Origin of the sequence: Microcoleus sp. B3-A4, from assembly GCF_036705385.1 — a bacterium.
GTDB lineage: Bacteria > Cyanobacteriota > Cyanobacteriia > Cyanobacteriales > Microcoleaceae > Microcoleus.
Genome location: NZ_JAUBUI010000048.1, coordinates 1 through 16,406, shown reverse-complemented (window position 1 = coordinate 16,406; position 16,406 = coordinate 1). Strand labels below are relative to the sequence as shown.

At 45.3% G+C, this 16,406-nt stretch carries 11 protein-coding genes and 1 tRNA gene; 11 read left to right on the top strand and 1 reads right to left on the bottom strand.

Annotated features, from left to right (window positions below):
* Positions 1-146: 146 nt before the first annotated feature.
* The 11 genes from QUB33_RS18725 (at position 147) to QUB33_RS18675 (ending at position 15,587) form a co-directional block, all read left to right on the top strand.
* Positions 147-5,252, top strand: coding sequence for a PAS domain S-box protein (locus tag QUB33_RS18725; protein ID WP_333352436.1), 5,106 nt, complete (start codon positions 147-149; stop codon positions 5,250-5,252).
* A gap of 315 nt (positions 5,253-5,567) precedes the next feature.
* Positions 5,568-5,795 carry a hypothetical protein gene (locus QUB33_RS18720; RefSeq protein WP_190656515.1) on the top strand — a complete coding sequence of 76 codons (228 nt, stop codon included), beginning with the start codon at positions 5,568-5,570 and terminating at the stop codon, positions 5,793-5,795.
* Positions 5,796-6,115: 320 nt separating this feature from the next.
* Positions 6,116-7,201 (top strand): amino acid ABC transporter substrate-binding protein, encoded by a 1,086-nt coding sequence (locus tag QUB33_RS18715; RefSeq protein WP_333352433.1) that lies wholly within the window; start codon positions 6,116-6,118, stop codon positions 7,199-7,201.
* A gap of 349 nt (positions 7,202-7,550) precedes the next feature.
* Positions 7,551-8,765 (top strand): ABC transporter permease subunit, encoded by a 1,215-nt coding sequence (locus tag QUB33_RS18710; protein WP_333352430.1) that lies wholly within the window; start codon positions 7,551-7,553, stop codon positions 8,763-8,765.
* A 48-nt stretch (positions 8,766-8,813) separates the two neighbouring features.
* Positions 8,814-9,413: a hypothetical protein gene (locus QUB33_RS18705; protein ID WP_333352427.1), complete on the top strand. Its 600-nt coding sequence runs from the start codon at positions 8,814-8,816 to the stop codon at positions 9,411-9,413.
* Positions 9,414-9,429: 16 nt separating this feature from the next.
* Positions 9,430-10,629: an amino acid ABC transporter permease gene (locus QUB33_RS18700; RefSeq protein WP_333352424.1), complete on the top strand. Its 1,200-nt coding sequence runs from the start codon at positions 9,430-9,432 to the stop codon at positions 10,627-10,629.
* 48 nt (positions 10,630-10,677) lie between these two features.
* Positions 10,678-11,430 carry an amino acid ABC transporter ATP-binding protein gene (locus QUB33_RS18695; RefSeq protein WP_333352421.1) on the top strand — a complete coding sequence of 251 codons (753 nt, stop codon included), beginning with the start codon at positions 10,678-10,680 and terminating at the stop codon, positions 11,428-11,430.
* Between the two features lie 116 nt (positions 11,431-11,546).
* Positions 11,547-13,565, top strand: coding sequence for an excinuclease ABC subunit UvrC (gene uvrC / locus QUB33_RS18690; protein ID WP_333352418.1), 2,019 nt, complete (start codon positions 11,547-11,549; stop codon positions 13,563-13,565).
* A 151-nt stretch (positions 13,566-13,716) separates the two neighbouring features.
* Positions 13,717-13,787 (top strand) — tRNA-Gly (locus tag QUB33_RS18685).
* A 382-nt stretch (positions 13,788-14,169) separates the two neighbouring features.
* On the top strand, positions 14,170-14,847 hold the full coding sequence (locus QUB33_RS18680; protein WP_333352415.1) for an actin-binding WH2 domain-containing protein: 678 nt from the start codon (positions 14,170-14,172) through the stop codon (positions 14,845-14,847).
* A gap of 29 nt (positions 14,848-14,876) precedes the next feature.
* Positions 14,877-15,587, top strand: a complete 711-nt coding sequence (locus QUB33_RS18675) for a hypothetical protein (RefSeq protein ID WP_333352411.1) — start codon at positions 14,877-14,879, stop codon at positions 15,585-15,587.
* Between the two features lie 26 nt (positions 15,588-15,613).
* Here QUB33_RS18675 and QUB33_RS18670 read toward each other — a convergent pair whose 3' ends face one another.
* Positions 15,614-16,084, bottom strand: a complete 471-nt coding sequence (locus tag QUB33_RS18670; protein ID WP_445299536.1) for a DUF4276 family protein — start codon at positions 16,082-16,084, stop codon at positions 15,614-15,616.
* Positions 16,085-16,406 lie beyond the last annotated feature (322 nt).

The window sequence follows — 16,406 nt, the reverse complement described above, 5'->3', positions numbered from 1 at the left end:
CCGATCGCGCCCTTGTTTTTTTTATCGGTTGAAGGTAATTTCAATGTAAAAAAGTTGTTTTTTCGGCGGATGTATTTTAAGATGATTGTTTGAAAAAGTTTAAAAATCAATAATTATAATATAAGCAAACCAGTTTGGTGAGCACTATGCAAATCCTAGCCGCCAGCCTCAAAGCAAAAGTCCGCCAGCGTACCTTGGAACTGCAAGTTCTCCACGAACTTACTGCAAAAGTTCAAGCGGCTCTCAGTGTTGAGGAAATTTGCTCTGCGTGTCTGGCAGATCTCGATCGCCTCATTCCCACACAGGCGATCGCAATTTTGACGCTACCGGACGATCAAATATATCTGGAACACTTACAGCCGTTGAGTGCTAGCACCAAAGCCGAAATGGAAGGGCGCTTGCAAGCTGCTCGCGCTGAATGGCTTGCTGGCAATCGGGACTGGGCGCACAACATCACTCCGCCACCAATTGCTCAGTTTCAGTCAGTCTTGATGGCACCAGCCAACCTGGATGACAGTGAAGAATTGTTGGGAGTATTTTTCATTGGTGCAGAGCAAGCAACTGCTTTTAATTTGGAAGACCTTTGTTGGCTCCACACTGTAGCTCAAATTTGTGCCAAACAGTTAGTAACTTTAGGACGTCAAACGACCAGTGCCGATAGATTTTCCAATAATTTTGCTCTGGATTCGGAAAGTCAAGAACTATTGTTGCGGGCTGTAATGGAGGAGGCTCCGGACAGAGTTTTTGCGAAAAATAGAAACTTTAGATACATTTTTGTAAATCAAAGTTTTGCTGAGTATGTGGGAAAAAGTGTTGAGGAAATTATCGGCAAAGATGATATAGAATTAGGGTTTTCAGCCGAATTAGTATTTGGCGATCGCAACAGCCAAATTAGGGGCATCCGCGAGGAAGATCGAGCTGTGCTGGCTGGGGAGAGGGTTCGCAATCCCTACCAGGCGATCGTCTTTGAAGGTGGCAAACAGCACATCTTTGACACGCAAAAAATGCCGCTATGCGATGCAGAGGGTAATATATTTGGGGTTTTGGGTTTTTCTAGAGAGATTGGTCAATTGCAGGCCACAGATGAAGCCAGGAATCAAAGCCAAGCCAAACTGCAAAAAATTACTGCTAGCGTACCGGGTACGGTATATCAAATTGACTTACATCCAGACGGCTCAATGGCTTTCTCATTTGTGAGCGCCGGCTGCCGAGAATTGTATGAAATCGCACCAGAGGAGGCTCAGCAGGATATTAATGTAATTGTTAACATGATTCATCCCGAAGATCGAGATGATTTCCTTAACTCGCTGACGCTTTCTGCTGAAAATTTGCAGCCTTGGCGCTGGGAAGGAAAAATTGTCACTCCGTCAGGAAAACTTAAATGGGTTCAAGGAGCTTCCCAGCCAGAATTTCAAGCATCGGGGGAGATAGTTTACTACGGCTTGTTCACGGATATTAGCGCCAGGAAACAAGCTGAACGGAAGCTGCAACTTTATCAACAAATCTTTTTGAAATCCAACGATGCGATCGCGATCTTAGATCCCCAAGGCTATTACTTAGAAACAAATCAAGCTCACACGGCTTTGCTGGGTTACAGTGCGTCAAAATTGTGGGGAAAAACCCCGGCCAATCAGATGGGACAACAGGCATTTGCGTCGGTACTGCAAAGCTTGGCGGAAACAGGGAGTTACCGAGGCGAAATCACCTTTATTAAGGCTTTGCAAGGCGGAACAGTTGAGGTGGAGCTTTCGGCTTTTGCAGTTCTCAATGATGCTGGGGATGTAGTTTGTTACGTAAGCGTCAAAAGAGACATAACCGAACGCAAGCGAGCTGAGGAAAAACTAAAGCTTTACCGAGAAATATTTTTAAACTCCAATGATGCGATCGTGATTATCGATGCTGACGGGTTTTTCCTCGAACAAAATCGTGCTCACCAAACGCTTCTAGAATACACAGACGCGGAATTAGAAGCAGAAGCGTCGCCGCTGGTTGCGGGCGAGCGCTTTTGGGAAATTGCCCAAAGTTTAGCGGAAACTGGAAGTTTTCGGGGCGAAATTACTAACTCCACTAAAAAAGGCCAGACGCTGGCGATCGACGTTGCGGCATACTCTGTGATTAACAACGCCGACGATATAATTTGTCATGTCTGCGTCAAGCGCGACATTACCGAACGCAAAAAAGGAGAAGAAGAACGGCAAAAATTTGTGTCGCTGATTGAAAACAGCAGCGATTTTATCGGTATGGCTACCCTGAAAGGCCAAACGCTGTTTATCAACGAAGCCGGACGAAAACTGGTAGGTGTAGAGAATCTTTCGGAAGTGCTTGATACGGAGATCTGGGATTATATTGGGCTCTATTTTCAAGAGAAATTCAGTCAAGAGATTTTGCCAACAATCATCACTCACGGCCAGTGGCAAGGAGAAGGTCAAATGCAGCACTTGGGCAGCGGACAACCCATTGATGTTGTGATGAATGCTTTTCTGGTCAAGCACCCTCAAAGCACCGAACCGCTGTGCTTTGCTGCGGTAATTCGCGATGTCACCGAACGCAAGCAAGCTGAGAGAATGCTGCAGGAACAAGCAGAACAAGAACGGCTTGTTTCGGCGATCGCCCAGCGAGTCCGGCAGTCTCTCAACCTCACTCAAACTCTGAGCACTGCTGTACAAGAAGTGCGGCAGTTGCTGGCAACTGACCGCACAGTAATTTATCGTTTTGAGTCCGACCAAACAGCGGTTGTTGTTGTGGAATCTGTAGGCGATGATTGGATGCCACTGCTGGGCAGAGAAGTTCCAATGACATCCTTTGGGGAAAGTTATGTATCTCTATATAGTGCTGGACAAATTCAAGCAATGGCAGATATTTATACTGCCAGTTTGAGTGAAAAACACCGAGATTTACTTGCTAGTTTGCAGGTCAGGGCTAATTTAGTTGTCCCAATTTTTATAGGCGATGAAAGTCAGGAGTTGGCAACAGAATATTTGCCCAAAATTCCCCGAATAGGCTCCCAGGGAAGGAGTTTGGAAACGAGTCAAAATCGGTTGTGGGGATTGCTGATTGCCCATCAGTGCAGAGGCCCGCGCGTTTGGACTGATTCTGAGGTGGATTTACTAGGAAGGTTGAGCGTACAGTTGGCGATCGCCATTCAGCAATCTACTCTTTTTGAGCAAGCGCAGCAAGCCCGAGAAGCCGCCCTAGAAGCGTCTCGAATGAAGTCGTTATTTTTAGCAAATATGAGTCACGAAATCCGTACTCCCATGAATGGAGTGATGGGGATGACTGATTTGCTGCTGAAAACGAATCTTACTCCCGAACAGATTGACTTTGTACAGACGCTGAAAGTCAGCAGCCAAAATTTACTCTCTATCATTAACGATATTCTGGATCTCTCCAAACTGGAAGCCGGAGAAATGCGCTTAGAAATACTAGAATTTAACCTCAGTATCTGTATGAACGAAGTGCTGGATTTGTTGGCAACTCCCGCACAAGAAAAAGGTATAGAAGTGGTGGCACTAATTGAGAGCGACGTGCCGCTGCAAATTAAAGGTGATGCAGCGCGGTTGCGGCAAATACTCACTAATTTGATCAACAATGCGATTAAGTTTACAGAAGCAGGAGAAGTGGTAATTGAGGTTGCTAATGCTAGCGCTCCTGGGTTATTGGCAGCTAGCGACAATCAGAAAATTTTAGAGAACATCGAACCGTTAAAAATAGAAAACAATGAGTCGATGCTCCTGCTGTTTAAAGTCACAGATACAGGAATAGGGATTTCTGTCGAAGATCAAAAAAAGCTGTTTCAATCTTTTACTCAAGTTGATGCCTCTACAACAAGAAAATATGGTGGCACAGGTTTGGGGCTGGCTATTTCTAAGGAGTTGGTGGAGTTAATGGGGGGGCAAATCGGTGTGGAAAGTACCCCTGGCAAAGGCTCTACTTTTTGGTTTACTGTGCCGACAGTTAAGGAAAATTTAACTGCTGTCGGCACAGCGTGCGAAGTGAATTTGGAAACGGTGCTGGCGGGGCGAAAAATGTTAATTGCTAGCGACAAGCCGACAGTGCGAAAAGTGTTAGTGAGAATGGCTGTTGTGTGGGGAATGGAGGTTGAGGAGGTTGAGAACGGTTGGATGACGATCGCATCTCTGTACAAAGCTGTCAGCCTTAATTCCCCTTACGATATTGTTTTGGTTGATATTCAGTTGCCGGAAATGGTGGCGGGAAGTCTCGAACGCTTGAGGATTTCTGAGCCGGCAATGCAGCAGACAAAGTGGGTGGTGCTGACTTCAATGACTCAGCTTGGAGAGGCGAAACGCTTGGTAGATAGCGGTTTTAGTGGCTATTTAACTAAACCTGTGAAAGCTCACCGACTATTTGATTGCTTGGCGAATGCGATCGCCCCGAGTACGCTGATTGATGAGTCGCAGACAAATCCAACTTCCAATCGAGCCTCGGCTATTGACAACCGGGACTTAGCAAGTTTAAAGATTTTGTTAGTTGAAGATACTCCAATCAATCAAAAAGTTGGTCTGAATCAACTCAGAGTTTTGGGATGCGCGGCGGATGTGGCCAATAACGGTGCAGAGGCTGTATCTATGGTTGCTCTGAAAAAGTATGACATTGTGTTGATGGACTGTCAGATGCCGGTTTTGGACGGTTACGAAGCAACGCTGCAATTGCGCCGCCTAGAAGCGGCAGATGTTGCTGCTGGCAAGATGCAGCCGCATCAAAAGACGGTGGTGATTGCGATGACTGCGAATGCTTTGAAGGGCGATCGGGAAAAGTGTCTGGCGGCGGGCATGGACGATTATATTAGCAAACCTATTGCGATTGAAAAGTTAAAATCGGTACTAGAAAATTGGTCCGCCAAGCTAAAAATTGAAACTCCCAAGTTTAAGGGCGAGGAACTTCAAAATTCTGAGCCAGATATCGAATCGGTAGTCGATATGGCACGTCTGCACGAAATTTCGGGCGCTGATTTAGAGTTTGAGCGGGAAATACTGCAAGCTTTTGTGGTGGATACTGGTAGTTATTTAGAAGCTGCTAAGGAGGCGATTGGCTCGGGAAATATGGAGACACTCGCCCGCCACGCTCATCAAATTAAAGGTGTCAGCGCTACGGCGGCGGTGCGGTTAATGCCCGACATGGCAGATCAGCTTCAAAATCGGGCTGAATCTAATGATTTGGAGGGGGCTACAAAAATCATCGCTGAATTAGAAATAATTCTGGCGGAGGTTGAAAAGTTGGTGGCTAGTGAGTAATCCATCAATTTGGTTTTGAACCGGGCTATCGGGCCCGATCGCGGACGGCTCTTGGCAGCCCCCACGATCGCTCGCGTGTAAAGATTTTTAATCTTTTATCAAGATATTTATCTCAATGTGACGGAATTGGGAACTCTTATAACATCTTGTGTGTTGTAGCTTATGACACTACTACATTAAGTTATTGTGGTCAAATATAAAATAATCATTAAGCCGAGCGAGATGAGTGCGCTTTTCGTCGATCGGCTTGAGACACCAAGACCAGCTTTTCGCTATCCCCGCCCATTAGTGCGTATTTACGCTCAACGAGGTTTTATGACTCCAGTCATGTTACGCCAACTCTGGTCATTAATTGAGACCACCCAAGCCACTCTGTTAGTTAATTTGGACGATGCCACCCTGGTACAGTGGCTGCTGAAACAGTTAAAGACCAACTCTGCGCTTAATGGCAAAGAAGCAGATGTGTTGGACGAATACATCCAGTCTCGGCTTTCCCTAATCCGCGATTTAGCTGAGCAGCGGCTAGCACCAGAGCTACTGTGAGCGCATTCAATCAAAATCAGATAAATATTCCAGGGAAAGGCGATTGTCCCTCGCGCTGGGCAGAAATAGCAGAAAAGAAACCGGGTTTCAAGGATAAATCTTAGGTTTGACGACCAGACCTCCAGCCGGAAACCGGGTTTCTAATTCTGGGCTCCCAGTTTGCTCAAAAAAAAACAGGCGGGTAGTCGGTGCAGGTGCCGCAGTGCAGCACCGGATGCAGAACGGCTAATTTGAAGCCGGAGGCTTTTGTAGATCGCCGATCGCCACAGTTCTCGACAGCTACAAGGTAGGATTGTCAGGAAAGCGTTCTACTAAAATCTATGCGTAAATGGGGATTTCTGCTACTAGCAAGTGTGTTATTTGCGACACCGTTGGCATCTTGTAGGGATCGATCGGCACAAACCGGACAAACAACAGCAACAACTACTGCAGGCGGCAATTCGCAACAAGGTTCAAGCCGGATAGATACAATTGTCAGCCGCGGCAAACTGATTTGTGGCGTCAGCGGCGAACTGCCGGGTTTTAGCTTTTTAGACGAAAAGGGCAAATACTCCGGACTGGATGTGGATGTGTGCAGGGCTGTGGCGGCGGCAATATTTGACGATCCCGAAAAAGTCGAGTACCGAAAGCTCAATGCTAAAGATAGATTTACAGTTTTGCAGGCCGGAGAAATCGACATTCTCAGCCGAAATACCACCTACACGGCCAGCCGCGACAGCACTACCGGACTGGAATTTGCCCCGGTGATCTTTTATGACTCTCAAAGCATCATGGTCAAAAAAGACAGCGGCATCAAAAGTTTAAAAGATTTTGCGGGCAAATCTATCTGCGTGCAGACAGGTACGAGTACCGAACAAAATTTGTCCGACCAAATGCGAAGATTAGGAGTTAAATACACTCCTGTGGTGTTTGAAGATGTGAATGCTGTCTTTGCTACCTATCAAGAAGGTCGCTGTCAAGGTGTTACTGCCGATCGATCGCAGCTAGTCTCGAAGCGGACAACTCTGCCGAATTCCGAGAATAATGTTGTTTTGCCGATCGTGATGTCAAAAGAACCGTTAGCCCCAGCGGTGAAAAGCGGCGATCCTAAATGGGCTGACGCCGTGAGATGGATCGTTTTTGCTGCGATTGAAGCTGAAGATTTGGGAATTAATTCAGGAAATGTAGACCAACTTGTGGCAAGCACTACAGACCCCAGCGTCAAACGTTTGCTAGGAACAGAAGGAGATTTAGGTAAAGGTTTGGGACTCCCGAACGACTACGCAGTCCGCGTTGTCAAGAAAGTCGGGAATTACGGGGAAATGTACGATCGCAACCTCGGCCCCAAAAGTACACTTAAGTTAGAACGGGGTCAAAACAGACTCTGGAAAGATGGCGGTTTGCTTTACTCGCCGCCGTTCCGGTAATTTTAGTTAACTGTTGACTGTTGACTGTTGACTGTTAACTGTTAACTGTTGACTGTTGACTGTTGACAGTTAACTAACCAGATATTTTAGACAGCAAGGTACTCCGCGCTTACCCGACTTGTAAGGTGCTTGCTAGGTGTACGCTACAAGATATTTTAGGCAGGCTAAAGTTAGGTATAGTTCAATACGGTTCAGTTAAGCTCGATCCCCCCTAACCCCCCTTAAAAAGGGGGGGACAAGAACTTACTCAAAGTCCCCCTTCTTAAGGGGGATTTAGGGGGATCTCCGAGGAATAAATAGTTTTAACTGAACCGTATTGAGGTCTAGTTCGATCCCTCATTAAACAGTTATGAATCCAGAACCTCAACCGGGCAAATCGCAGAAACTTCCCAATTTTAAAGATATATCTAAACTGCTGCGGGACGATCGCTTCTGGAAAATTGCCGGACAGGCGATCGCCCTAATTTTAGTAATAATTGTCATCGCCCTTCTTTGGGACAATCTCAGCGCCAATTACTCGCAACTGGGGATTGCGTTTGGATTTGATTTTCTCAATTCCCAAGCATCTTTTGATATCGGCGAAAGTGTAATCCCCTACAGTCCCGCCAACAGTTACAGACAAGCTTATTTTGTCGGTTTAATTAACTCGCTGCGGGTCATGGGTATCGGCATTATTTTCGCAACCGTTGCGGGTTTGACTGTAGGAATTGCGCGCCTTTCCGACAATTGGTTGCTGCGAAATTTGGCTGGTTTGTACGTAGAAATTTTGCGGAATACGCCGTTATTGCTGCAATTATTTTTCTGGTATTTTGCAGTTTTCATTTCCCTGCCAAAACTCGAAGACAATCAGCAGATGAGGGGGCCGATTTACTTGACAAATCGCGGCATTGCTGTACCTTGGCCTGTGGCTTTGCCGGGTTTTGAGATTTGGTTGATTTTGCTAACTGTCGGAGTTTTGGCGGCGGTGGCGCTGTGGATGTGGCGGGCGCGGGTGATGTTGGAAGAAGCTAAGCCGGGAAGACAGTTGTTTTGGGCTGTAGGTGCGATCGGGCTGAGTGCAATCTTAGCTTGGATTATTACCCAAAATCTGCCTTTTCGCCTAGATTTCCCCCGCCTGACACCAGCATTGCAACTCGAAGGAGGATTAAAATTCACTCCAGAATTTGCAGCCCTGGTGACAGGGCTCAGCTTGTATACTGGCAGTTACATTGCAGAAATTGTCCGGGCCGGAATTCAGTCAGTATCGAGAGGCCAGTGGGAAGCGGGAAAGTCTTTGGGGCTGAAGTCTGGAACAATGATGCGGATGGTAATTTTGCCACAAGCTTTGCGGGTGATTGTGCCACCTTTAACCAGTCAATATCTGAACTTAGCTAAGAATTCGAGTTTAGCGGTTGCGGTTGCTTATCCCGACGTTTATTTTGTGGTGGGGTCTCCGACCTTGAATCAGACCGGTCGGGCGATCGAAGCAATGTTAATTATCATGGTAACATATCTAACAATTAGTTTGATAGTTTCTCTGTTCATGAATTGGTACAATAAAACTGTACAAATCAAGGAAAGGTAAAGAGTTAATGTTGGAAATTTTACAACGGCGGTCAAAGGAAATAGAAAAATGGCTTACAGTGATTTTAGTTTAGAGGGCGCAGTCAAAACATTTGAATTAAAGTATTCGGAAGTCGCCGATTTGTTTGGCAAAGAACCCAACTTAGAATGCAGCCAACTACTAGGAGAAACTCTCAAGCGCAGTGTACCGTTAGGTCTGGCAAGTAACACCCAGAAATCCCGCGCTGAAATGATTACAGCACCAATTTTAATTGAACTTAGAGAACAATTACAAAATCGAATTAGCTTATTTTCCGGTATTGACTTTAATGTGGACTCCGAAAGAGGCTTAGACGGTAGTTGCGATTTTTTAATTGGCAATTCATCAGGACTTTTGTTAGTTGTTGCACCAGTCATTATAATTGTAGAAGCAAAACCGGAAAATCTCAATAGTGAATTGGGACAGTGCGTAGCAGAAATGCTAGGCGCTAGAATATTTAATGAACGTGAATGCAACGATATTCCTGCGATTTTTGGCGCTGTAACTAGCGGGACTAACTGGAGATTCCTAAAATTAAAAGACCAAGTAATTGAAATAGATTTAACAGAGTATTACCTCAGAGATGTTAATAAAATTTTAGGAATCTTAGCGAACAGTATGAGAAATTAATAATAACTAAAAACTGATGGAAACAATACCTGTACTTCCGCCCCCAGCCACCGAATCGCCTACCCCTTGGAATTGGGCGCGCAAAAATTTATTTAGTACCTGGTACAACAGCATTCTGACAGTAGTTTGCCTAATTATCGCCTTCCAAACTATTAAAGGAATTATTGTTTGGGCAACAACAAAAGCTCAATGGCGCGTATTAGAAGCCAACTTGCCGCTATTTTTCGCCGGCAGATTTCCCAGCGAATCCTACTGGCGGCTGTGGATAGTAACGGCCATCATTGCCTTGTTGGGAGGATTAACTTGGGGAAACATTCAGCGGCAAGAACGTCTTTGGAATCCGCCTTTACTAATTATACTCGGTGCTGCGGTTGTGGGTGCGGTCATTTCGCCGATCGACCTAACCTCTCGCCTCTACCTCTTAGGAATTATTATCGCAGCCGCCGCCAGCTATGCCATCGGAAGGCAAATTCACCCAAAAATCATGGACTGGATGCCGGCAATTTGGGTTCTTTCCTTCCCAATAGTTTTGTGGCTAATTAAAGGCGGGTTGGGTTTGACAGAAGTGTCAACAAATGATTGGGGCGGTTTAGTATTGACGCTGTTTTTAGCAGTTATTAGTATTGTGCTTTCCTTTCCTTTGGGAGTATTGCTAGCACTCGGGAGACAAAGTTCTTTGCCAGTTGTGAGACTGTTATCAACATTATACATTGAAATTATTCGGGGTTTACCATTAATTGGCATTTTGTTTTTGGGTCAAGTGATGCTGCAACTCTTCTTGCCGCCTGAATATCCGAAATTGGATAGAGTAATTAGAGCCATTGCTGGATTAACGTTATTTAGTGCAGCATACTTGGCTGAAAACGTGCGCGGAGGCTTGCAGGCCGTGCCCAGAGGACAAATAGAAGCAGCTAGGTCGATCGGACTCAATACACCCCTGCTTACAATTCTCATTGTACTGCCTCAAGCATTACGAATAGTCATTCCTGCGATCGGCGGTCAATTCATCGGATTATTTATGGATACATCCCTGCTGTCTCTATTCGGAATGTTAGAATTAATTGGAATATCCCGCGCAGTTTTAGCAAATCCTTCCTATATCGGAAGATACGCCGAAGTTTACATATTCGTCGGGATTATTTATTGGATATTTTGCTACTCAATGTCCCTAGCAAGCCGCAAAATAGAGCGAACTTTAGGCGTAGGTCAAAGGTAAAAAATCTGCGTTCATCCCCGTTCATCAGCGGTTTAAAAACAAAAAAATATGGAAACTAAACCCAGAATCCCAGAACAAGTAATCGTAGCAGAAAACGTCCACAAATGGTACGGACAATTTCACGTACTGCGCGGCGTCAGCCTGACCGTAAACCGAGGTGAAGTCGTGGTCGTGATGGGGCCCTCTGGTTCGGGAAAATCAACGTTTATTCGCACATTCAACGCATTAGAAGAGTACCAACAAGGTAAAATTACGATCGACGGAATCGAACTTTCCCACGACTTACGCAACATTGAGACAATTCGCCGCGAAGTAGGAATGGTGTTTCAGCAATTCAACCTGTTTCCCCACTTATCAGTCTTGCAAAACGTCATGCTAGCTCCGGTGTGGGTGCGCCGCTGGCCGAAGAAAAAAGCCGAAGAAGTGGCGATGCAACTGTTAGAAAGAGTGGGCATTTTGGAACAAGCAAAAAAATATCCCGGACAGTTGTCTGGAGGACAGCAGCAGCGGGTCGCTATTGCACGTTCTCTAGCAATGCAGCCTAAAATCATGCTGTTTGATGAACCGACATCAGCATTAGATCCGGAAATGGTGCGGGAAGTGTTAGATGTAATGCGAAATTTGGCTCAAACTGGAATTACAATGGTGGTGGTGACTCACGAAGTCGGGTTTGCGCGCGAAGTTGCCGATCGCATTGTATTGATGGATGGCGGCGTTTTAGTTGAAGAAGCTGAGCCGGAAGAGTTTTTTCAGAATCCGAAGGAAGAACGCACCCGCAAGTTTTTATCTCAGATATTGTAACTGATTTTCCAGTTTAATAGGTGGGTTTGGCGACGATCGCAGCAGTCAAAATAGACATAATTAAGGTAAAATAAAAGAGTGTACAATCAGTCTCTATTTTGCTGAGATAGCTTGCAATGCCATCCACAAAAACTCTGCCGTTAGTTAAAGACTCGGAACGCCTAGAAAGTCGCCTCAAAGAAATTCCGGCGGTTCCTGGTGTATATTTAATGCGAGACGAGAGCGATCGCATCCTTTACATCGGCAAATCAAAAAAACTCCGAAACCGCGTCCGTTCCTACTTCCGCGAAAGCCAAAATCTCAGCCCCCGCATCGCGATGATGGTGCAGCAAGTGCGCGAAATTGAATTCATCGCCACCGACACAGAAGCGGAAGCTTTGGCGTTAGAAGCAAACCTCGTAAAACAGCACCAACCTTACTTTAATGTCCTCCTCAAAGATGATAAAAAATATCCTTATTTGTGCATAACCTGGTCGGAGGAATACCCGCGCATTTTTATCACCCGCAAACGCCGCGCAGGTAGTGCAAAAGACCGCTACTATGGCCCCTACGTTGATACAGGGGCGCTGCGGAGTACGCTGCATTTAATTAAGCGGATTTTCCCTCTGCGGCAGCGCCCTCAACCGCTATTTAAAGACCGTCCTTGTTTGAACTACGACATCGGGCGCTGCGTTGGCGTTTGTCAAGGGTTAACTTCGCCGGAGGAATATCATAAAATCATCCAAAAAGTAGCGATGATTTTCCAGGGAAGAACTCAGGAATTACTCGATATTTTAGAACCCCAAATGGAAGAGGCAGCCGAAGATTTAAACTTTGAAACGGCGGCGCGCATTCGTGACCAAATTAAGGGTTTGCAGTCTTTGAGTGCGGGTCAAAAAGTGTCTTTGCCCGACGATACGGTTTCCAGAGATGCGATCGCACTTGCTGCAGACACCCAGCACGCTTGCGTCCAATTGTTCCAAATTCGCGCTGGTCAACTGGTCGGAAGATTGGGATTTATGGCGGAAATACCGGCCCAACCCCCCGTTGCCAAGGAGGGGCAAGAGTTATCTCAACTTTCTCTTTCCTCCCCTCCTGGGCAAGGGGGGGAACGAGGGGGAGTAGAGGCCGGAGCGATTTTGCAGCGGGTGCTGGAAGAACACTATCAAAATGTCGAATCTGTAGAAATTCCCAGCGAAATTTCTGTGCAGTACGAATTGCCAGAAGCGGAAATATTAGCAGATTGGTTGAGCAACCGTAAGGGGCGAAAAGTTACGATTTTGACGCCGCAGCGGCAAACTAAGGCTGAGTTGATTGAGATGGTGGAACGCAATGCTGAGTATGAATTGGCGAGAATGCAAAGATTGAGCGATCGCAATTCTCAAGCAATGGAAGATTTAGCAGAAATTCTCGATTTGCCAGAAGTTCCTCGCCGCATAGAAGGTTACGATATTTCTCACATTCAAGGTTCTGACGCCGTAGCTTCCCGCGTGGTATTTATTGACGGTTTGCCCGCCAATCAACACTACCGCCATTACAAAATTAAAAATCCTGAAATTAAATCGGGTCATTCTGATGATTTTGCTAGTTTAGCAGAAGTTATCGGTCGCCGATTCCGAGGATTAAAGGAAGAAGAAAGAGGGAAGAGGGAAGATGGATTTAGCGATTTAGAAGAACAGAAAGAACTCAGCAATTTATCCTCAGATTCTCCTACTATTTCCGACAAACCAGACTTAATTATGATAGATGGCGGCAAAGGTCAACTGTCAGCAGTTGTGGCTGTTTTGCGGGAGATGAATTTGCTAGAAGAGTTGCGCGTTGTCAGTTTGGCAAAGCAGCGAGAGGAGATATTTTTGCCGGGGGAATCTTTGCCGCTGCAAACTAATTCTGAGCAGCCTGGGGTACAATTATTGCGGCGGGTGCGGGATGAGGCGCACAGGTTTGCTGTGAGTTTTCACCGCGATCGCAGAAGCGAGAGAATGAAGCGATCGCGCCTTGATGAAATTCCCGGATTGGGACACCACCGACAAAAACAATTGTTGGCACATTTTCGGTCGATCGACTATCTCCGTTTAGCGACTCCCGAACAGTTGGCAGAAGTTTCTGGGATTGGCCCGCGTCTGGCGCAGCAAATTTACGATTATTTCCATCCGTAAAGTCTTACGCAGCATCGGAGACGGGGATTGTCGGGGTGAGGGGGCGATCGGGCCGCAAGTCCCGATTCAGCCTGTGTGAGGGAGGTATTCAAAAATTTTGCACAGGCCTATTGCAATCCCCAGAGACTTGTGGTATGTTTAGTTTCTGTGCGCGGGCATAGTTTAGTGGTAAAACTTTAGCCTTCCAAGCTAACTATGCGGGTTCGATTCCCGCTGCCCGCTTGCGCCTACAAAAACCTCAAACCAACGAGAAATCAAAGGTTTGAGGTTTTTTATTGCCCAGAATACGGCTGAGTCGGGGGTCAAAGTGACTATCAAATGACTATCAAATGACTACGAAATGACTACGAAATGACTATCAAATGACCTTTTTGGACACAATTTGGAAACAATGTGACTAGAATTTAACTATAAATATCCAGCCGATAGTCAATAGCGGTAAGGTGTGTGGCAGAAGAGCACCCTACATAATTAGGTTCTCTGTAAGTCCTGTCTCTTCAAGAATAATTGGTTAACATAGAGTGCCCTGATTTGCCAAGCTTGCCAAGCGCACTCAGCTTGAGTTATGACTGATTCGGAGTTGCATCAGTCACAAGGAGAGCCCGTGAAATATTTTTCAGTAGTAATGTATTTGCTGCGGGAACGGCAACAGTTCCTCGAAGAAATTCGCCAAGGTGTCAAGCTCAAATCTAAAATTTTCGGTTTGTTGATTTCTAGTACCGTATTTTTTGCGATTTACGGAGCGATATTAGGTGCCTCTAGTACGTGGATGCAATGTCTGGTTTCAGCAATTAAGTTACCAGCACTTTACTTGCTGACGCTGATTATCTGCTTTCCCACACTTTACTTTTTTAATGTCATGTTTGGTTCAAAACGAACTTTTGAGCAGTATTTGACATTGTTGATGACAGCGATGGCGATGATTAGCGTTTTGCTGTTTGGATTTGCACCTGTTAGTTTGTTTTTCCTCATAAGCAGTACCAATTACAATTTTTATCTGGTGCTGAATGTTGCTATCATGGCAATCACAGGATTTTTGGGAGTAAGTTTCATTTATCAAGGAATGCACTTTCTTTCAGAACAAGATGCGGAAGGCAAAGACATCAGGTTAAATATTTTGCGCTTCTGGTTGGGACTTTATGCGTTTGTTGGCAGTCAATTGGGATGGACGCTGAGACCGTTTTTTGGCGCACCGGGACAAGCTTTCCAACTGTTCAGAAACCGAGACAGCAATTTTTATATGAGTCTGTGGCAATCAATTATGTCTCTGGGAGGATCGTAATTAATCCCAATTAAAGGAGATTTTGAAGAGTGATACAAGCGGATTTGGAACAGTTAAAAATTCCTGAGAAGGAGTTGGAGGATTTGAGCGGAATAGCTTTGAGCGACGGTTTTGCAGCGGATTTTTACCGACCTGCTGCATTACGGGACGGGAAAAAGCTGTTTTCTCTTTTGTTGAATGAGTTGCTGATATTTTGTGTGACATTAGTTGTTTCGCTGCCTGTTGCTTTACTGGCTAATAAACATAATGTTGGTTCATTTAGCGATGCTGAAATATTTGTCCGGGTTTTACAAATAACTTTGGGTTTGTCGCTGGCGATTACTGTTGCTTGGAATGTCTATAAATGGGTTAAGGCAAAGCCTCTAGTAACGCTGGCGGGTCTGCTGGATGAAGTTGAGAAGTATCATGAGGTGATTCAGGCTTTAGATATTATCGATCGCCTAACGGCTGCTGGCAATTTACAAGCCAACTTAATTAAGCGAAGAGATGCAATTGAGGCCTTAAAAATTACTAGAGAAAGTTTAGTCTGTGCTTTAAAAACAGAGAGAATTCTCAGGGAAAATCAGCAATTTATCGGTCGCCGTTACGAGCTATTTGCTAATATTGAAAGTAATTTGGCTGCTTTGATGGCGGTGGATGTGAGCGATCGGGCGACTGAATACGGGCGGTTGCTGAATGAGGCTTTGGAAATTGGGATGAGCGTACACAAAGAGGTAAGAAAGTTACAAAATGGCAAGTAAATAGGGATTACATACACGCAATGTATTTATGTCTCTTCTAGGATTTTGGTAATTATTGTTGTGAAAAGGCGATCGCAACTAGGAGAAGCCTTGCGTACCTTCTCAATATCTAAAAGTGCTAATAGTTTTGGAGCGTGTCGTGTTTTGTGATATTTACCTTTAGAGGTTTTATTAGTGGCTGATATCAGCCACTTACTCAGGTTGTATTTGGAAACTTTCTCCACGCTTTGATTTCCCAGCCTTTTGTGAAGATAATCTTCTTTAAATCCGCCATTATAAAACTTGCTTAAAGCATCAATATCAGCAATAAACCAAGCCTCCATAGTTTGTACCATTAAGTGGCAACAGGCATCATCACGCCCCTGGGTCGCCAAAATCCAAGGTTGGTCTTCTTTTCTGCTCCTTAAATGCTCCCAAGGTGTGTGAGTTTCAGAAACAGGAGATTCAGAATCCACAAGCAAAACATTAAAAGCATCTGGATAAGATTCCATACTCATTAGGAAATCTTCGCAAGCATCGCGGCGAGAGCCAGACATGATGGACAGGATTTTTATGCCTTTGCTCTCTGCGAGATCGTAGAGTTCTTTGAAGAGATGAACAAAACCCGCTCGCAGCCCCGCTGTTGTCTCTTTTCCTGCCGGAATTTTGCTCCTAAATCCCGGACGTTTTTGAGGTATATTTTCTGTTGTACTTTCATCTTCACTTTCATCTTCACTTTCATCTCCAATGCCTTCAATATAAACAATACTCCGGACAGTTTTTAAGCAGCCAAAGTACCATAAGACAAGACTGAAGGAAGATTAGGATGGTTTAAAATCA